This is a genomic window from Castellaniella defragrans 65Phen, assembly GCF_000612685.1.
GTDB lineage: Bacteria > Pseudomonadota > Gammaproteobacteria > Burkholderiales > Burkholderiaceae_B > Castellaniella > Castellaniella defragrans.
The window spans coordinates 3,274,934-3,292,882 of sequence record NZ_HG916765.1 but is presented as its reverse complement, the minus strand read 5'-3'; the positions used below and the strand labels follow the sequence as shown (position 1 = coordinate 3,292,882).

Below are 17,949 nucleotides of genomic sequence, written 5' to 3'. Positions count from 1 at the left end.
TTCGATGCAAAGTGCTTGACTTAGAGTGCACTCAAACTTCTAGGATCTCTCCATGGAATCCCATCTGACCATTGACGATGTTGCCAAGCGCACGGGCCTGACGGCCCACACCTTGCGCTACTACGAGCGTGTCGGACTCATCGCACCGATCGGCCGCGCGTCTGGAGGACAGCGGCGCTATGTGGCATCGGACATGGCCTGGATCGAATTCCTGCTGCGGTTGCGGACGACGCACATGCCCATCGGCAAGATGCAGGCGTTCGCGAAACTACGTGGCGTTGGGGACGCGACGGTGCCGGATCGTCGCCGGATGCTGGAAGAGCACTTGACGGAGGTTCTTTCGGAAATCGAGCTGATGCGCCGGTCCGCGGATGCCTTGCAGGCAAAGATCGAATACTACCGCTCGGTCGAACAGTCCCTGGCGTCGAATTCACTTTCCGATGAAGGACATGCTGATGAACATCGAAAACCGATACGAGCGCGGACTCGCCAAACTGCGTGAGATCGATGGCGCGGCCGGGCAACGTGTGCTGGACAGTCTGGAAGACATTGCCCCTGACTTCGCACGCTACCTGATCGAATTTCCTTTCGGGGACGTCTATTCCAGGCCCGGCCTCGATCTGAAAAGCCGGGAAATCGCGGTCGTGGCCGCGCTCACCGCGCTCGGCAATGCCGCGTCTCAGCTCAAGGTGCACATCCAGGGCGCGCTCAATGTCGGGGTCAGCCGCACGGAGCTGGTCGAAATCATCATGCAGATGGCAGTTTATGCCGGCTTCCCGGCCGCCCTGAACGGGTTGGCGGCGGCCAAGGAAGTGTTTGCGCAAGAGCGCGAGCCGGACTCGGTCCTGTCGCACACGGCCTGACGCGGGAGGGTACGGAAAGTGGCCTATCATGCTCATGTCCGGTACCGGGCCGCGCACGATTCGCGTGTGCGGTCCGGCCCGTTTTTGTCACATCGTCACGGAGACCATGCCATGCCCTACGTCAACATCAAGATCACCCGCGAAGGCGCCACCGCCGAGCAGAAGGCCCGCCTGATCGAGGGCGCCACGCAACTGCTGGTGGACGTGCTGGGCAAGAACCCCAAGACCACCTTCGTGGTGATCGAGGAAGTCGATACCGACAGCTGGGGGATCGCGGGCGAGACGGTGACGACGATCCGGGCGCGCGCCAAAGCCTCCGGGCAGTGAATTCCCGGGCGGGGCGCAAGGCCCCGCGCGCCGGCCCGTATCCGGCGAATCCGAGCGGCATGCGGGCCGCGCGCGGGCGCTCGCCGCTCAGGCGGCCTGGGTCCCCGGGACGCGCCGGTAGGTGACGAAATCGTAGGCCAGGCCGTTTTCCGGCGGCTGCGGCAGGCGCTCGGTTTCCCGCCACTGCCCGGCGGGCAGGGGGGGGAACCAGGTGTCGCCGTCCAGGTCGGCATGGATTTCCGTGGCGATCAGCTCGTCGGCCAGCGGCAGGGCCAGGCGGAAGACCTGCTCGCCGCCGATGACGCAGACGAGATCGGCCTGCGCGCAGCTGGCCAGGGCGGCTTCCAGGGTGGCGTGGTGCTCGGCGCCGGGCGCGGCGAACGCCGGGTCGCGGCTCAGCACCAGGTTGCGGCGGCCGGGCAGCGGGCGCCCCAGCGACAGCCAGGTCTTGCGCCCCATGATGATGGGGTGGCCCAGGGTGCTGCGCTTGAAATGCGCCAGATCGGCGGGCAGGCGCCAGGGCATGGCGCCATCGCGGCCGATCACGCGGTTGTCGGTGTAGGCGACGACCAGGCGGATGGGAGGGCCTGGAGGCATGGCGGGGATTCTCCGTGTGGGCATGCGCGCCAGTGTAAACCACGCGCCTGAACGCCGCCGTCGCGGTTGATCCTTGCGCCTGAGCCAAGCCTGTGCGCCCGAATCATGCGTCTGGACCACGCGCGTGAACGGGCGCCGGCCCGCCGCGCGCCGGCGCGGCTGTCACCGGTCCGTGTCCGCGGGCTCCGGCACCCGGAAGCAGCCCAGGAAACGATCCAGCGCGGCCCGCCGGCCGGAGATCCGCGCCAGCCCCGCCTCGACGGCGTCGTCGGGATCCGCGGCGCCGTAGGCCAGGTGCAGCAGGGTGGTGGGGGACGTTTCCAGCGTCGCCTCGGCCGCCGGCTCCGCCGGCCCCTGGCGATGCACGTCCAGCCGGCCCGAGGCCACCCGGGCGGAGAAAGGCTGGCCGTCCAGGACCAGCAGGATCCGGGCATCCCGGCCCGAGGCCGCGTCGGGCGAGAACAGGGCGCGCATCGACAGCACCATGGCGTCCACGTTCAGGGGGGCGCCGCGCGCGAAGCCGGGCGAGCGCACGCCCCAGCGGACCAGCTGCAGCAGGATGGGTTCGAGTTCCCTGCCCCAGGGGCTGAGGTCGTAGGCCATGCCGCCGCCCGGCGGCGGCAGCCTGCGCCGGACGACGATGCCGGCCGCTTCCAGTTCGGCCAGCCGCTGGGTGAGCACGTTGGCGCTGATGCGGCCCAGGCCGGCCCGCAGATCGGTGAAGCGCTTCGGGCCGAGCATCAGCTCGCGCACGATCAGCAGCGCCCAGCGTTCGCCGATCAGGTCCAGGGCGTGGGCGGCGGCGCAGCCGTCGGCATAGCTTCTCTTGGTGCTCATGATCCTGGATTGTATCATGTAGTCCTAAAAAACAATTTGTTAGTTATTTTTTAGGATTAAACAGTGATATAGTGCGCCGGATGGATGAGCCCTCGCCCGCGAGCCGCGATCCCCGCGGCCGTCGGACAGGCGACGGGCAACAGGAGACGGGAATGGAAGACAGGACGAAGAAGGACGAGGCGCAGGCCGGCATCCGGCGGGTGCTGGACGACTGGACCGCGGCCGTGGGCCGGCACGATCTGGAGGCGCTCGCGGCCTGCTACGCGCCGGACGTGGTCGGCTACGACGCCATCAAGACGCTGTGCTTCGCCGGGCGGGACCGCTACATGGCGCACTGGGAAGAATGCCTGCGGACGTGCCCGAACAGCGTGCGCTTCGCGTTCAGGGACCTGGACGTCCAGGCGGAGGGCGATCTGGGCTACGCGCACGCGCTGCTGGCCTGCATGGCCGAGGGAGACGCGGGCGAGGCCTGGAGCCGCATGACCACGGGCTTCCGGCGCGAGGCCGGCCGCTGGCGCATCGTCCACGAGCATTTCTCCTTCCCCTGCGATGTGAAGTCCGGCAAGGCGCTCATGGGCCTGTCCCCCGACGCGGCTGCGGGACCGTCGCCGGTGCCCCCCGACATGCACGCCGTGACGCCGCACCTGATCTGCCGGGACGCGGCCGGCGCGATGGATTTCTACCAGCGGGCCTTCGGGGCGCAGGGGGCCATCCGGCTGGACGGGCCGGACGGCAAGCTGGTGCACGGCTGCCTGTGGATCGGCGGTTCCGCCGTGATGCTGATGGAGGAATCGTCGGTCTGCCAGGCCGACAGTCCCGACACGCTGGGCGGCACGCCGGTGTCCCTGCACCTGTACGTGCCCGACGCGGACGCGGCGTTCGAGCGGGCGGTGAAGGCGGGCGCCTCGGTGATGATGCCGCCGTCCGACATGTTCTGGGGCGATCGCTACGGCGTGGTCCGGGACCCCTACGGCCACCGCTGGTCCATCGCCTCCCATGTGCGGGACGTGAACCCCGAGGACATGCGGGCGGCGATGGCCCGGTCCGCCGGCGCCTGAGCCGGTCCGCTCAGTGGCTCAGTGGAAATCCCGGCTGCGGTTCGTGACCTCGGCCAGGCGCCCGAGCAGCGGCGTCAGGTCCACCAGACGCGCGGCGATCACGTTGCACGCCTCGCCCTCGCGCTGCCAGCGGCCGTACACCGCCAGCAGCCGGGATCTCACCAGGGCCGCGCGCTGGCGCTCGCGCACGTGTTTCCACACGATCACCTGCACCGTGCCGGTCTCGTCCTCCAGCGAGACGAAGACCACGCCCTTGGCGGTCTGGGGCTGCTGGCGCAGCGTGACGATGCCGCAGCAGCGCACCAGACGGCCGTCGGGCAGGTCCCGCAGTTCCTGCGCGCTGTGCAGCCGGCGCTGGCGCAGCAGGGGCCGCAGCAGCGCCAGCGGATGGCGCCGCAGCGTCAGCCCCGTGCTGGCGTAATCGAAGACGATCTCCTCGCCCTCGGGCGCGGGCGGCAGCGCCAGGCGGTCCTCGCGGATCGGCGCCGCGCGCAGCAGCCGCGGCGCGGTCTTGAGCGCCGCGGCCTCCCAGACCTGCTGGCGCCGGTGGCCGGCCAGGCCCGCCAGTGCGTCGGCGCCGGCCAGCCGGCGCATGTCGCGCTCGTCCAGCGCCGCGCGCCGCGCCAGGTCCCCGGCGTCGCCGAACGGCCCCTGCGCCCGCGCGGCCACGATGCGTTCGGCCGCCGCGCGCGGCAGGCCCGCGATCATGCGCAGGCCCAGCCGCACCGCCGGCGGCCGGGCCCGCCCTTCGATCTGGCCTTCGATCCGTCCTGCGGCCGGTTCTTCGGCCGGTTCTTCCAGCGTGCAGTCCCAGGCGCTCGCCAGCACGTCGGCCGGGCGCACCCGCACGCCGTGGCGGCGCGCGTCCTGCACCAGCTGCGCGGGCGAATAGAAGCCCAGCGGCTGGCTGTTGAGCATGGCCGCCAGGAACGCGGCCGGGTGGTGGCGCTTGATCCAGCATGAGGCGTAGACCAGCAGCGCGAAGCTGGCCGCGTGGCTTTCCGGGAAGCCGTATTCCGAGAAGCCCCGGATCTGCTCGAAGATGGACTGCGCGAAGGCCGGTTCGTAGCCGCGCGCCGTCATGCCGTCCACCAGCTTGGCGTGGTATTTCTCCAGGCCGCCCTTGCGTTTCCAGGCCGCCATCGAGCGCCGGAGCTGGTCGGCCTCGCCCGGGGTGAACCCAGCCGCGAGCACGGCGATCTGCATCACCTGCTCCTGGAAGATCGGCACGCCCAGGGTGCGGCCCAGGGCCTCGCGCAGCGCCTCGCTCGGGTAGCTCACCGGCTCGATCCCCTGGCGGCGGTTGAGATACGGGTGCAGCATGCCGCCCTGGATCGGGCCGGGGCGGATGATCGCCACCTCGATCACCAGGTCGTAGTAGCAGCGCGGCCGCAGGCGCGGCAGCATGCTCATCTGCGCCCGGCTCTCGATCTGGAACACGCCGATGGTGTCGGCCCGGCCGATCATCTCGTAGGTCCCGGCGTCCTCGGCCGGGATGTCCTGCATGGCGAAGTCGCGCCCCTGGCGCTCGCCGATGAACGCCAGCGCCTTGCGCAGGGCGGTGAGCATGCCCAGCGCCAGCACGTCCACCTTGAGCAGCCCCATGGCGTCCAGGTCGTCCTTGTCCCATTCGATGACCGTGCGGTCCTCCATCGCCGCGTTCTCGATCGGCACCATGCGCGACAGGGGACCGCGCGTGAGCACGAAGCCGCCCACGTGCTGGCTCAGGTGGCGGGGAAAGCCGATCAGCTGCCCGACCAGGCGCAGCAGCTGGCGCACCTTCAGGCTGTCCGGGGACAGGCCGGCCTCGGCCAGCCGCTCGGGGGAGATCTCGCGGCCGTCCCACCAGCGGTGGCCCTGGGCGAGCGCGTCCAGGGCGCCGGGCTCGAAGCCCAGGGCGCGGCCGACGTCGCGCAGCGCGCTCTTGAGCCGGTAGGTGATCACCACCGCCGTCAGAGCCGCGCGCTCGCGGCCGTACTTGCGGTACAGGTACTGGATGACTTCTTCGCGCCGCTCGTGCTCGAAATCCACGTCGATGTCCGGCGGCTCGTTGCGTTCCCGGCTGATGAAGCGCTCGAACAGCACCGCCATGCGGGCCGGGTCCACCTCGGTGACGCCGGTGCAGTAGCAGACCACGGAATTGGCCGCGCTGCCCCGGCCCTGGCAGAGGATGCGCCGCGAGCGGGCGAAGGCCACGATGTCCGCGACGGTGAGGAAGTACGGCTCGTAGTTCAGTTCCGAGATCAGCGCCAGTTCGTGCTCGATCTGCGGCCGGACCTTGGCCGGGATGCCGTCCGGCCAGCGCCGCCGCGCGCCTTCGTAGGTGATGCGGCGCAGGTGGCTGGCCGGGGTCTCGCCCGGCGGGACGACTTCCTCCGGGTACTGGTAGCGCAGTTCGTCCAGGCTGAAGCGGCAGCGCGCCGCCACGCGCAGGGTCTCGGCCAGCAGATCGGGCGGATAGATCTGCGCCAGGCGCAGGCGCGAGCGCAGGTGGCGCTCCGCGTTGGGCTGCAGGCCGTGCCCGCACTGCGCGAGCGGCTTGCCCAGGCGCGTGGCGGTGAGCACGTCCTGCAGCATCTTGCGCGAGCGCAGGTGCATGTGCACGTCGCCGCAGGCGACCAGCGGAATGGCGGTCAGCTCGCTCACCTCGCGCAGCCGGTGCAGCCACATCTCGTCGTCCAGGCGGCGCAGCAGTTCCACGGCCAGCCAGCAGCGTCCCATGAAGCGGTCCAGCACCCAGCGCGCGACGGCGCGCAGCTGCGCGGGCGTGGCGGACCGGTGCGGCGAGGCCAGCACCACGCAGCCGGCCAGCGCCCGCGGGTCGAGGTCGGCCGCGCGCAGGCGGTAGGCGCCCTTGGTGGGGGATGCGCGCCGCAGGCGGGTGATGAATTCGCACAGATTGCCGTAGCCCTGGCCGTCGCAGGCGATCACGACCAGGGTGAACGGCGCCAGGGGGGCATCGGCCGGTGCGTCGGCTCGTGCGCCGGTCGGCGGGTCCGGCCGCGCATCGGGCTGCAGATCGGGCTGCAGATCGGGCTGCAGATCGGGCTGCAGATCGGGCTGCAGATCGGGCTGTGCCCCGGCTGGTGCGTCGGGCTCGACCTCGAACTGGCTGCCGGCCAGCAGCGTCAGGCCGTGTTCCTTGGCCGCGACGTGCGCGCGCACGATGCCGGCCATGGAGCATTCGTCGGCGATCGCCAGCGCCGTGTAGCCGAGCTGCCTGGCGCGTTCGACCAGTTCTTCCGGGTGGCTCGCGCCGCGCAGGAAGGAGAAGTTGGTGAGGCAGCGGAGTTCGGCGTAGTCCGGCAGGGCGGGAGAGGCGCTGGCCATGGTTTCCTCGGGTGTCAGGCGAACATGCCGTGCAGATACCAGGCGGCGGCGTCCCCTGCCAGGCGCGTCTGGTAGATCCACAGCACCCCGGCCCGCCGGCTGAGCGCCACCCAGTAGTCGCGCTCGACGTGGTGGGTGGACGCATCGTCCTCGCCGCGGTGCCACCAGCCGCCTTCGACGCGGTGGGGGCCGGCCAGCAGCATCAGCGGCCCCTGGTGGACCGGCCGGTTTGCGCGCACCGCGAGCCGCAGCGGTTCGGGCAGGAGGAAGGTCGGCTGCGGCACGTCGGGCGGCGCCATGCGCTGCCGGGGCAGGGGGCGCGGCGCCGGCTGCCAGTGCTGCGCCCATTCGGCGCGGTGGTCCTCGCACAGCACGGGCCGACGTACGCGCTCGGGCCCCAGGCGCGCGGCGATGCGCTCCAGCACCAGGGCCAGCGATTCGCGCTGGCTGCCGGCGTCCGGCAGCAGCGAGTCGCTGCGCCCGGGCAGCGGCACGGCCTCGACCGCCTCCAGGGCCAGTTCACCCACCGGGGCCTGCAGCGTCACGCGGGCCAGGTGTTCGGCCAGCAGCCGGCACAGGTGCTCGACCTCGCGCATCGGCTGCGCGGTGCGGATGGTCAGTTCGCCGCCGTCGCCGGCATCGCGCGCGCGCACGAAATCGTGCGCCCAGCGCAGCGTGAACGCGGTGATGCCCGCGTGCCGCGCGGCCAGCCAGCCGCACAGCTGCAACAGCAGGCGGCGCGCCCCGAACAGCAGCACCGGGGCCGTCTCCACCCGCGCCATCAGTTCCAGGCGCGCGTGGAAGGTCTCGGGCAGCGTGATCCAGCGGTGCGTCTCGGGCCGCAGGCCGTAGGCCTGGTCGAGCGCGTCCAGCAGGCCCTGGCCGAAGCGCCGGTTGAGGCCGCCGCGCGGCAGGCGCCGCACGTCGCCCAGGGTGCGGCAGCCGAGCTGGGCCAGCGTGAGATGGTGTGGCGCGACGGCCGACAGGACCGCCATCGGCAAGGCGTCCAGGACCTCGGGCAGGGGCCGGCGCACCCCGTTGAGCACCCCGGCGCGCACGCAGGCCAGCGCGGCCAGGCTGTTGGGCGCCCAGGCGATCGCGGCCATGCCGAGCGTGCGGCCTTCGGCGTCGATGCGCTCGTGCAGCGCCCGGCGCCCGCCGAACAGGCGCGTGCCGGCCTCCGCCTCCAGGACGACGGCTTCATCGGCGAGGGCGACGCGGGGGGTGAACTGCAGGGCCCAGGTCGCCAGCCCGTGAAGCGCCTCACTGGACGGCGGCGTTCCGTCGGGTGCGCAGGGCAATGACAGTGCCGCCCACAGCATCGGCGGGGTCCTCGCGGGTCAGCAGCCGGCTCGGATGCCGCAGCCGGGGCGTGATGAGGGCGGCCAGGCCGCCGGGCATCGAAGGCAGGACGAGCGGTTCGTCCTGCAGGGGGCCGCGGCGCTTGAGGATGTGCAGGCGCAGTTCCCAGTCGGGCCCCGGGTCCGCCTGCACGCGCAGCGGCGCGGCCGAGGATTCGTGCCGCGCCGCCGCGGGGCGGCACAGGAACGCGAGCCCTTCGCAGGATTGCGCGCAGACCTGCAGGCGCCGGACCTGCTCGGGCCGCGCCTGCGGCAGCCAGGCGACGACCGCGCCGCAGGCGTTGGCCTTGAGCAGCTGCTCGGCCGTCCACAGCCGCTCGGCCGGCGTGCGGGCATCGATCCACACGAAACAGCGTTCGTCCAGGCCTTCCTGCCGCAGGCCGGGCAGGTAGGGCGGGTGGGGCGGCCCGACGGCGACGATCTGCCCGCCGCGCGCGGCGACCTGGCGCAGCGCGGGCGCCAGCAGGCGCCATTCGACGGCGGCGGGCTGCGCGGCCAGCACTTCGGTGAGCGACTGCGTGGGCCAGCCGCCGCCGGGCAGCTCGCGGTCCAGCGGCGCCCAGCCGGTGGGGACCACCGCCGTGGCCTGGCGGCCGATCTCGGTGCCGCGCCACACGCCCCGCACGGCCAGCTCCGGCCGCACGGCGCCGGCCGCGTCCGGGGGCGGCGCGGTGGATGGGGCAGGCAGGAGGGCGGCGGAAGCGTTCATGGCGAAAATACTGATGGTATGTACAGTATTTTGCCATAAATCCGCGGCGGGCGTCTGGCCCGGGGAAGGGGGCCGTGGCCCGGCGCGTCGGCGTTCAGGCATGCCGGCGTTCGGGCGGTCCGGCGACATTCAGGCGGCCCGGCGACGTTCGGGCGGTCCGGCGACGTTCAGGCGGTCCGGCGGCGTGCGGGCGGTCCGGCGGCGTGCGGGCGGTCCGGCGGCGTTCGGGCGGTCCGGCGCGGCGGCGAGCGGCGGCCTGGGCGGCCGGGATTCCCGGCGAGGCGCCGCCGGCCGGATCAGTCCAGGCGCCGGATGGGCTGGTCCGCGCAGCGGGCCAGCAGGGCGGCCAGTCCGCCCTGGGCCAGCGTCAGGCCGGGCGCCAGGTCCATCAGGGGCCGCAGGACGAAGGCGCGTTCGTGCATGCGGGGATGGGGCACCGTCAGGGTGGGCAGGTCGATGGACTGGCCGCCGTACAGCAGCAGGTCCAGGTCCAGGGTGCGCGGGGCGTTGCGGTAGGGGCGCTCGCGGCCGTGGCGCTGCTCGATGGCCTGCAGCGCCGCCAGCAGCGCCAGCGGGGGCAGCGTCGTCTCCAGGGCCGCCACGGCGTTGACGTAGTCGGGGCCGGAGGAATCCACCGGCGCGGTGCCGTACAGGGGCGAGAGCCGCAGGCCGGCCACGCCCGGCACGGCGGCCAGCTCGGCGGCCGCCCGCCGCACGGTGCCGGCGGCGTCGCCCAGGTTGGCGCCCAGGCCGACGCAGGCCAGGACGGGCGCGGCGGGTTGGGACGGGGCGGAGGGGCTCATGGCGGCGGAGGCGCCGCGGCCGGCATGCGGGCCGGACCGGGCGTCGGGACGGCGGGGAGCGTTCAGGCGGCGCCGTCCGGCGCCACGGAGGCGGCCGGGGCGGACGCCGCGGACTGGCCGTCCACGCCCGCGCCCTGGGACGGGCTGCGCCGGCGGCGGCGCTTGCGGGCCGCGCCCGTGCCGGCGCGGCGGGCGCCCGCGTGGCCGGCCTGCCAGGCGTCGATCATCTGCGAGCGGCGCTCGTCGTTGCTGTCGGACAGGTCCATCCACCATTGGGCCAGGACGCTGTCGACCTCGCGCGCCTCGGCGCGCAGCTGCAGGAAGTCCACCGCGGCGCGGAAGCGCGGCTGTTCCATCATGCGCCAGATCGAGCGCACGGTGGCGCGCTCGAAGCGGGCCTGCATCAGCCAGATCTCGCGCATGTCGGCCTGGTGGCGGCGCTGGATGGCGAGCTTGTCCATCTGTTCCTCGATCACCGAATCGGCGGCGCGGATCAGGGCCTCGTTGCGCTGCATGCCCTGGGCGGCCAGGGCGGACCAGCGCTTCTGCACCAGCCGCCACAGCAGGGCGGCGAACAGGAAACTGGGGCTGACGGGCTTGCCCGCCCGCACCCGGGCGTCGGTGCGCGACAGGGCGATCTCCACGAAGGCCTCGCCGCCGTCTTCCTCGAAGATGCGGTCGATCAGCGGGATCAGGCTTTTCATCAGGCCCGAGCGGCGCAGCTCGTGCACACAGTCCATGGCGTGGCCGCAGGTCAGCAGCTTCAGCGTCTCGTCGAACAGGCGCGAGGCCGGGACGTGCTCGATGAGCGGCGCCAGCCGGCTGATCGGGGCCTCGGTGGCCGGGTCGATGCGCGCGCCCAGCTTGGCCTGGAAGCGCAGCGCGCGCAGCATGCGCACCGGGTCCTCGCGGAAGCGTGTTTCCGGGTCGCCGATCATGCGCACCACGCGGTTCTTCAGGTCCGCCACGCCCTGGTGGAAGTCGATGACTTCTTCCTTCAGGGGATCGTAGTACAGGGCGTTGATGGTGAAGTCCCGGCGCGCGGCGTCTTCCTCGTGCGTGCCGAATTCGTTGTCGCGCAGGATGCGGCCGTGCTCGTCGGTTTCCTGGTTGCCGGAGGACGGCGCGCGGAAGGTCGAGGTCTCGATGATTTCCTGGCCGAACACCACGTGCACCAGCTGGAAGCGCCGGCCGATGATGCGGGCGCGCCGGAACAGCGGGCGGACCTGGTTGGGCGTGGCGTTGGTGGCGACGTCGAAGTCCTTGGGTTCCAGGCCGACGATCAGGTCGCGCACCGCGCCGCCCACGATATAGGCGTCGAAGCCGTGCTGGTTCAGGACTTCGCAGACTTTGATGGCGTGCCGCGACACCAGGCGCCGGTCGATGCCGTGCTTGTCGCGCGACAGGCGCACCGGGCCGCTGGGCGGGGTCGCGAACAGGCGCGCGACGAAATTCTTGATGGTCTGCTTGAGCATGGCGCGTATTTTAAGGCTTTGTATCGCCGGTGTCCCCCGGCGGGGGAGATTCTGGGCGAACCGCCGCCGGCGGCCGCATCCCTCCCGGAATCCCTGGAAACCTCCAGGAACCCCTAGGATTTCGCATCCTTCAGGCCGCCGAACAGGTCGAGGATGCGCCAGCCCCGGACGGCGGCGGTCTCGCGCAGCGCCGGGCTGGGGTTGGTGGCCACCGGATGGGTCACGGCCTCCAGCAGGGGCAGGTCGTTCATGGAGTCGCTGTAGAACCAGGACTCGTCGAAGTCCTCCAGCTGCCGGCCCTGGTCCCGCAGCCACTGGCGCACCCGCAGGACCTTGCCCGCCTTGAAGCTGGGCGTGCCCTCGATGCGGCCGGTGTAGCCGCCCAGCGCGTCGCGCTGCGGAATGGTGGCGATCAGGTGTTCGATGCCCAGCGCGCGGGCGATGGGGGTGGTGACGAAGGCGTTGGTGGCGGTGACGATGGCGCACAGCCCGCCGCGGTCCTGGTGTTCCGCGACCAGTTCGCGCGCGGCGCGCGGGATGCCCGGCTCGACGATCTCGGCCATGTAGTCCAGGTGCCAGCGGTCGAGTTCGTCGGGCCGGCCCAGGCGCAGCAGGCCCAGCATGAAATCGGCGGCCTCCTCGGCCGACAGCGTGCCTTCGTTGTAGCGGCGCATCAGTTCGTCGTTGCGGCGGCGGGCCTCCGCTGGATCGCCGGCGCGGCCGGTGCGCGCCAGGAATTCGGCCCACTGATAGTCGCTGTCGAAGGGCAGCAGGGTGTGGTCCAGGTCGAACAGGGCCAGATGGGTCGGGGTCATGGGGTCCTCGGGAGGGCCGGCGCGTCGGCCAGCAGGTCTTTCAGCAGGGGCAGGGTGATGGGGCGGTGGCGCGCCAGGGAATACTGGTCCAGGCTGTCGATCAGCGCCGTCAGGCGGTCCATGTCGCGGTCGCAGCGGGTCAGGATCCAGTGCAGGACCTCGTCGGACAGCTGCAGCCCGCGTTCCCGGGCGCGGTCGCGCAGGGCCTGGGCGCGGTCCTCGTCGGACAGCTGCTCCAGACGGTAGACCAGGTCCCAGCCCAGGCGGGTGCGCAGGTCCTCGCGCAGCGGCATGGCCAGAGGCGCGCGGTCGCCCGCCGTCAGCAGGGCGAAGGCGCCCGGCGTGCCGGCGGCGGTGCGCCAGCGGTTGAACAGGGCGAACAGCGCGGCCTGGGCGGCGGAATTGAGGTCGGCCACGTCGTCCACCGCCACCAGGGACAGGGCCTGGTCCTCGTCGGTGGCCAGGGCGTGCAGCCGCTGCGCCGGGGAGCGCGCGTCCAGGTAATGGCAGCCCGCGCCCTGCGCGCGGGCGCGCAGCAGGTGGCTGCGTCCCGAACCCACGCCGCCCCACAGGTACACGGCGCGCCCGGGCGCAAGCCCGCGCACGGCTTCGAGCGCGGCCAGGTTCGCGCCGGCCACGAAGCCGTCCAGCGACGGCATCGTGCCCGGCAGGATGTCGAGCAGCAGCTGCTGCGCCTGGGGCTGGGCGGGAGCGGAAGGGGTGGAAGGCATCGGGGCGTGCGTCGCAAGATGGCGTCCGGGACCGCATCCGGGCCTGCGCCGTGCAGGCCCGATCATGCGAAGCGGAACTTCATCGTAAAATCAGGCGAATATCCAAACTTGCAATTCTTGCACATTCGGCGGTTTTTCTCATGACACAAGGCACCTCCCCCTCCATGACCTACCGCGACGCCGGGGTCGACATCGATGCCGGCGACGCGCTGGTCGACCGCATCAAGCCCCTGGCGGCCCGCACGATGCGGCCCGGCGTGATGGCGGGGATCGGCGGCTTCGGCGCCCTGTTCGAGGTGCCGCGCCACTTGCGCGAGCCGGTGCTGGTGTCCGGCACCGACGGCGTGGGCACCAAGCTGCGCCTGGCCTTCGAGTGGCAGCGCCACGACACGGTCGGCATCGACCTGGTCGCCATGAGCGTCAACGACATCCTGGTCCAGGGCGCCGAGCCCCTGTATTTCCTGGACTACTTCGCCTGCGGCAAGCTGTCCGTGGACACGGCGGCCCGCGTCGTGGGCGGCATCGCGCGCGGCTGCGAGCTGGCCGGCTGCGCCCTGATCGGCGGCGAGACGGCGGAAATGCCCGGCATGTACCCGGACGGCGAATACGACCTGGCGGGCTTCGCCGTGGGCGCGGTCGAGAAATCCGCGATCATCGACGGCGCCGGCATCCGGGCGGGCGACACGGTGCTGGGCCTGGCCTCCAGCGGCGCGCACTCCAACGGCTATTCCCTGGTGCGCAAGATCCTGCGGCACGCCGGCGCGCGCCCCGACCAGGACCTGGACGGCCGCCCCCTGGGCGACGTGGTCATGGAACCCACCCGCATCTACGTCAAGTCCGTGCTGGCCGCCCTGGCGGCCCACGGCGCGGCGATCAAGGGCCTGGCGCACATCACCGGCGGCGGCCTGCTGGAAAACGTGCCGCGCATCCTCAAGCCGGGCCTGTGCGCCCGCCTGCACCGCGACGCCTGGCAGTGGCCGGCGCTGTTCCAGTGGCTGCAGGCCCAGGGCGGCGTGGCCGACCAGGAAATGGCGCGCGTGTTCAACTGCGGCATCGGCATGGTGCTGGTGGTGGACCCGGCCCAGGCCGACGCCATCGCCGCCACCCTGCGCGCCCAGGGCGAAACCGTCCATGCGCTGGGCGCGATCGAAGCCCGGGCCGAAGGCGGCGCGCAGACGATCGTGGACTGATCCGGGGCGGGCCTTGCGCCCGTCCTTTAGGCGCCGGAGCCGGATGCCGGCTTCGGGTGCGCCTTCAATCCCCCAGCATCCGGGCGAAGTGCCGCGCTGTTTCCGCCACGGCACGGTCCGACAGGCAGTCCACGCCGGTCCGTTGCGGCAGGGACCGCAGCCAGGTGATCTGGCGCTTGGCCAGCTGGCGGGTGGCGGCAATGGCCTGGTCGATGGCCCGGTCCAGGGAGATGCGCCCGTCCAGATGGTCCCAGAGCTGGCGGTAGCCCACGCAGCGGATCGAGGGCAGGCCCGGATGCAGGTCGGCGCGGGCGTGCAGGGCGCGGACCTCGTCCAGCAGGCCCGCGCCGATCATGGCCTGGTAGCGCTGCGCGATGCGCGCGTGCAGGACGGCGCGGTCGGAGGGCTCCAGGCTGATGGTCTCGAAGCGCCAGCCGGGCAGCGCGGGCCGCGGCGGTTCGGCCAGCCAGTCGCCCAGGGTCCGGCCGCTGCCGCGCCAGACTTCCAGCGCGCGCTGCAGGCGCTGGCTGTCGTTGGGCGCCAGCCGGGCGGCCGTGGCGGGATCCACGCGCGCCAGTTCGGCGTGCAGGGCCGGCCAGCCGCGCGTCCGGGCTTCCTCGTCCAGGGCCTGGCGGATGGCCGGGTCCGCGCGGGGCAGGTCGTTCAGCCCCTCGCGCAGGGCCTTGTAGTACAGCATGGTGCCCCCGCACAGCAGCGGGATGCGGCCGCGCGCGCGGATCTCCTGCGCCAGCGCCGCCGCGTCGCGCGCGAATTCCGCCGCCGAATACGACTGCGCCGGGTCGCGGATGTCCAGCAGATGGTGCGGCACCCGCGCCCGTTCCCCGGCCGTGGGCTTGGCCGTGCCGATGTCCATGCCGCGATAGATCGTGGCCGAATCCATCACGATGATTTCGATGGGCCAGCGCCCGGCCAGGGCCAGGGCGGCGGCGGACTTGCCGGAGGCCGTGGGGCCGGCCAGGCAGATCAGGACGGGGGCATTCGTGGACATGGGGGCATTATCGCCGACCCGCCGGGGCGGGCGCGGTGCTCGGGGCGGGGCAGGGGCGGGCAGGGGCGTGTCCCCCCGGCCGGGGCGTCCGTCGCGCGGCATCCGTTGTCCGCTGTTCGCGCCGCCTACTGCCCGCGCATGAACAGCCGGTCCAGGTCGGCCAGGCTCCACTGGAACCAGGTCGGGCGGCCGTGGTTGCACTGGTCGGCGCGCTCGGTGCGTTCCATCTGGCGCAGCAGGGCGTTCATCTCGTCCAGCGTCAGCCGCCGGTGGGCGCGCACCGCGCCGTGGCAGGCCATGGTGGACAGCAGCTCGTTGCGCTGCTCGGTCAGCCGGGCCGAATGGCCGATGCGTTCGATGTCGGCCAGCACCCCGCGCGCCAGGGCTTCGATGTCGCCCCGGGCCAGCAGGGCCGGCACGGCGCGCACGGCCAGCGAGGCCGGGCCGGTGGCGCGGATCCGCAGGCCCAGGCCGTCGAGCGTGTCCTGGTGCGCCTGGGCGGTGGCCACCTGGATCTCCGTGGCGGTGAACACCACCGGGACCAGCAGTTCCTGCGCCGGCAGGGGCGCCTGGTCCAGGGCCTGCTTCAGGGCTTCGTAGACGACGCGCTCGTGCGCGGCGTGCATGTCCACCAGGACCAGGCCGCGCGCGTTCTGGGCCAGGATGTAGATGCCGTGCAGCTGCCCCAGGGCCATGCCCAGGGGCAGGTCGGGGGCGTGCGGGTCGACGCCTCCGGAGAGGCCGGCGTCCCCGGCGGCTCGCGTGTTTCCGGCGTCCTCCCCTCCAGCGCCTTCCCGTCCCGGAACGGCGGCATCGGCCGCGTCCAGCGGCTGGTACAGCTTGCGCCAGTCCTGGACCGGGACCCGGTCGTTCAGCGGGAAACGCTGCTGGACGGGAATCCGGGCGGGGTAGGGGGAGGCGGGACGGGCGGCGTGCGCGGCCCCGGAGAAGGCCGCGGGCGCGCCGCCGGACCGGGATGCCGCGGGGGCCGCGGCGCCCGGGGCCGTGCCCGGCCGCCATGCGGCGTCGCCCTCCGTCGGCGCGGGCGGCGCCTCGGCCGGGCCGTCCACGGCGGCGCCGCCGCGGCCCGCCAGGGTCTCGCCCAGCGCCTGGGCGACGTGGCGGTGCACCGCGCCGCTGTCGCGGAAGCGCACCTCGTGCTTGGCCGGGTGCACGTTCACGTCCACCCCGGCCGGGTCCAGTGTCAGGAACAGCACGAAGGCCGGCTGGCGGTCGCCGTGCAGCACGTCGGCGTAGGCCTGGCGCACCGCATGGGACACCGTGCGGTCGCGCACGTAGCGGCCGTTGACGTACAGGTACTGGCGGTCGGCCCGGCTGCGGGCGAAGGTCGGGCGCGTGATGCAGCCTTCCAGCGAGACCAGTCCCTGCTCGGCCGATACCGGCAGGCTCTGGGCCGTGAATTCGTCGCCCAGCACGTCGCGGATGCGGCCGTGGATGTCGGTCGCCGGCCAGTTGCGCTGGGGCTTGTCGTTGTGGAACACGCGCAGCGCCACGCCGGGATGCGCCAGCGCGATGCGTTCCACGGCGTCCAGGCAATGGGCGTATTCGGTCTGCTCGCTGCGCAGGAACTTGCGCCGCGCGGGGATGTGGTCGAACAGCTGGCGCACGTCCACGCGCGTGCCCACGGCGCCCGCCGCCGGCACGGGCCGCGCCTGGCCGGCGGCGAGCTGCCAGGCCTGCGTGTCCCCGGCGGTGCGCGAGGTCAGGGTCAGCTGGGCGACCGAGGCGATGGAGGCCAGGGCCTCGCCCCGGAATCCCAGGGTGGCCACCGATTCCAGCTCCGCCAGGGTGGCGATCTTGCTGGTGGCGTGGCGCTGCAGGGCCAGGGGCATCTGGTCGGGCGGGATGCCGTGGCCGTCGTCGGCCACCAGGATGCGGCGGATGCCGCCGCCGTCCAGGCGGATCTCGATGGCCCGCGCGCCGGCGTCCAGGGCGTTTTCCAGCAGTTCCTTCAGAACGGAGGCGGGGCGTTCGATGACTTCGCCCGCGGCGATCTGGCTGATGAGGATGTCGGGCAGGGCGGCAATGGTTCGCATCATGAAAACGATTATAGTGAGCGCTGGCCCGGGGTTTCGCCCGGCCGGCCGGGCCGCGGGCGCGCCGCGTTCCGGTATGATCCCCGGCACGCCCTTTCCCATCATCTTTCGAGGTCTCGCGGCCAAATGGCTGAACTGTTCCAACTCGTCCTGCACATCGACCAGTACCTGGGGGTCTGGGTGGCGCAATACGGCGCCTGGATCTACCTGATCCTGGCGCTCATCATTTTCGGCGAAACGGGGCTGGTGGTGCTGCCGTTCCTGCCCGGGGATTCGCTGCTGTTCATCGCCGGGGCCTTCGGCGCCTCCGGCCTGCTGGACCCGGTCCTGCTGGGCGGCATCCTGATCGCGGCCGCGATCCTGGGCAACACCGTCAATTACCAGGTGGGGCGCTTCATCGGCCCGAAGGTCTTTTCGCGCGACTACCGCTTCCTGGACCGCAAGGCCCTGATCAAGACCCACGCCTTCTACGAAAGGCACGGCGGCAAGACCATCGTGCTGTCGCGCTTCCTGCCGCTGTTCCGGACCTTCGCGCCCTTCGTGGCCGGGGTCGCGGGCATGCGCTGGCTGACCTTCCAGCTGTACAACGCGCTGGGCGCCGTCGCCTGGATCGCCGGCCTGATCACCCTGGGCTATTTCTTCGGCAACGTCCCCATCATCAAGGAACACCTCAACACCATCGTGCTGATCGGCGTGGGGGCGGCCGCCGTGCCGGCCGCCGGCGGGGTGCTGTGGAAGCTGCTGCGCGGCCGCAAGACGGGCTCGGCCTGACGCCACGCCCGGCCGG

General features: G+C 72.4%; 17 protein-coding genes and 1 pseudogene. 7 read left to right on the top strand and 11 right to left on the bottom strand.

The annotated features are described in order from the left end of the window. Positions 1-52: 52 nt before the first annotated feature. The 3 genes from BN940_RS18670 (at position 53) to BN940_RS14665 (ending at position 1,190) form a co-directional block, all read left to right on the top strand. On the top strand, positions 53-502 hold the full coding sequence (locus BN940_RS18670) for a MerR family transcriptional regulator (protein WP_084330717.1): 450 nt from the start codon (positions 53-55) through the stop codon (positions 500-502). Then, complete coding sequence (locus BN940_RS14670) at positions 456-863, top strand: carboxymuconolactone decarboxylase family protein (RefSeq protein WP_043687552.1); 408 nt, start codon at positions 456-458, stop codon at positions 861-863. The genes BN940_RS18670 and BN940_RS14670 overlap by 47 nt, the downstream gene beginning before the upstream one ends. 111 nt (positions 864-974) lie before the next feature. Beyond that, on the top strand, positions 975-1,190 hold the full coding sequence (locus BN940_RS14665) for a tautomerase family protein (RefSeq protein WP_043684182.1): 216 nt from the start codon (positions 975-977) through the stop codon (positions 1,188-1,190). An 87-nt stretch (positions 1,191-1,277) separates the two neighbouring features. On the opposite strand, the gene BN940_RS14660 is transcribed toward BN940_RS14665, so the two are convergent. After that, positions 1,278-1,787, bottom strand: a complete 510-nt coding sequence (locus tag BN940_RS14660; RefSeq protein ID WP_043684180.1) for a dihydrofolate reductase — start codon at positions 1,785-1,787, stop codon at positions 1,278-1,280. Between the two features lie 162 nt (positions 1,788-1,949). Beyond that, positions 1,950-2,624, bottom strand: coding sequence for a winged helix-turn-helix transcriptional regulator (locus tag BN940_RS14655; protein WP_043684178.1), 675 nt, complete (start codon positions 2,622-2,624; stop codon positions 1,950-1,952). Positions 2,625-2,704: 80 nt separating this feature from the next. On the opposite strand from BN940_RS14655, the pseudogene BN940_RS19960 reads away from it, so the two are divergent. Continuing rightward, positions 2,705-3,160, top strand: a pseudogene (locus tag BN940_RS19960) (YybH family protein); the annotation flags it as partial. A 36-nt stretch (positions 3,161-3,196) separates the two neighbouring features. Then, positions 3,197-3,682 (top strand): VOC family protein, encoded by a 486-nt coding sequence (locus tag BN940_RS19955; RefSeq protein ID WP_043687549.1) that lies wholly within the window; start codon positions 3,197-3,199, stop codon positions 3,680-3,682. A gap of 18 nt (positions 3,683-3,700) precedes the next feature. Here BN940_RS19955 and BN940_RS14645 read toward each other — a convergent pair whose 3' ends face one another. The 7 genes from BN940_RS14645 to hda all read right to left on the bottom strand — a co-directional run bounded on the left by BN940_RS14645 (position 3,701) and on the right by hda (position 12,906). After that, positions 3,701-7,012: an error-prone DNA polymerase gene (locus tag BN940_RS14645; protein ID WP_043684176.1), complete on the bottom strand. Its 3,312-nt coding sequence runs from the start codon at positions 7,010-7,012 to the stop codon at positions 3,701-3,703. Positions 7,013-7,026: 14 nt separating this feature from the next. After that, positions 7,027-8,334: a Y-family DNA polymerase gene (locus BN940_RS14640; RefSeq protein WP_043684174.1), complete on the bottom strand. Its 1,308-nt coding sequence runs from the start codon at positions 8,332-8,334 to the stop codon at positions 7,027-7,029. Then, positions 8,276-9,082, bottom strand: coding sequence for a translesion DNA synthesis-associated protein ImuA (gene imuA / locus BN940_RS14635; RefSeq protein WP_148304983.1), 807 nt, complete (start codon positions 9,080-9,082; stop codon positions 8,276-8,278). The genes BN940_RS14640 and imuA overlap by 59 nt, the downstream gene beginning before the upstream one ends. 296 nt (positions 9,083-9,378) lie before the next feature. Next, positions 9,379-9,885, bottom strand: a complete 507-nt coding sequence (locus BN940_RS14630) for a 2-amino-4-hydroxy-6-hydroxymethyldihydropteridine diphosphokinase (protein WP_052355915.1) — start codon at positions 9,883-9,885, stop codon at positions 9,379-9,381. Positions 9,886-9,947: 62 nt separating this feature from the next. Continuing rightward, entirely contained in the window at positions 9,948-11,360 is a 1,413-nt protein-coding gene (pcnB, locus tag BN940_RS14625; RefSeq protein ID WP_052355914.1) for a polynucleotide adenylyltransferase PcnB, read from the bottom strand. Between the two features lie 113 nt (positions 11,361-11,473). Continuing rightward, positions 11,474-12,175 carry an HAD family hydrolase gene (locus tag BN940_RS14620; RefSeq protein WP_043684173.1) on the bottom strand — a complete coding sequence of 234 codons (702 nt, stop codon included), beginning with the start codon at positions 12,173-12,175 and terminating at the stop codon, positions 11,474-11,476. Then, on the bottom strand, positions 12,172-12,906 hold the full coding sequence (gene hda, locus BN940_RS14615) for a DnaA regulatory inactivator Hda (protein ID WP_052355913.1): 735 nt from the start codon (positions 12,904-12,906) through the stop codon (positions 12,172-12,174). The genes BN940_RS14620 and hda overlap by 4 nt, the downstream gene beginning before the upstream one ends. A gap of 140 nt (positions 12,907-13,046) precedes the next feature. Between hda and purM the strand changes: the two genes are divergently transcribed. Continuing rightward, positions 13,047-14,096: a phosphoribosylformylglycinamidine cyclo-ligase gene (gene purM, locus BN940_RS14610; RefSeq protein ID WP_043684172.1), complete on the top strand. Its 1,050-nt coding sequence runs from the start codon at positions 13,047-13,049 to the stop codon at positions 14,094-14,096. A 64-nt stretch (positions 14,097-14,160) separates the two neighbouring features. Here purM and miaA read toward each other — a convergent pair whose 3' ends face one another. Together miaA and mutL are read right to left on the bottom strand one after the other, a co-directional pair. Continuing rightward, complete coding sequence (gene miaA, locus BN940_RS14605; RefSeq protein WP_043684170.1) at positions 14,161-15,105, bottom strand: tRNA (adenosine(37)-N6)-dimethylallyltransferase MiaA; 945 nt, start codon at positions 15,103-15,105, stop codon at positions 14,161-14,163. 125 nt (positions 15,106-15,230) lie between these two features. Then, positions 15,231-17,165: a DNA mismatch repair endonuclease MutL gene (gene mutL, locus BN940_RS14600; protein WP_043684168.1), complete on the bottom strand. Its 1,935-nt coding sequence runs from the start codon at positions 17,163-17,165 to the stop codon at positions 15,231-15,233. A gap of 123 nt (positions 17,166-17,288) precedes the next feature. Between mutL and BN940_RS14595 the strand changes: the two genes are divergently transcribed. Continuing rightward, positions 17,289-17,933 carry a VTT domain-containing protein gene (locus tag BN940_RS14595; RefSeq protein ID WP_043684166.1) on the top strand — a complete coding sequence of 215 codons (645 nt, stop codon included), beginning with the start codon at positions 17,289-17,291 and terminating at the stop codon, positions 17,931-17,933. Positions 17,934-17,949 lie beyond the last annotated feature (16 nt).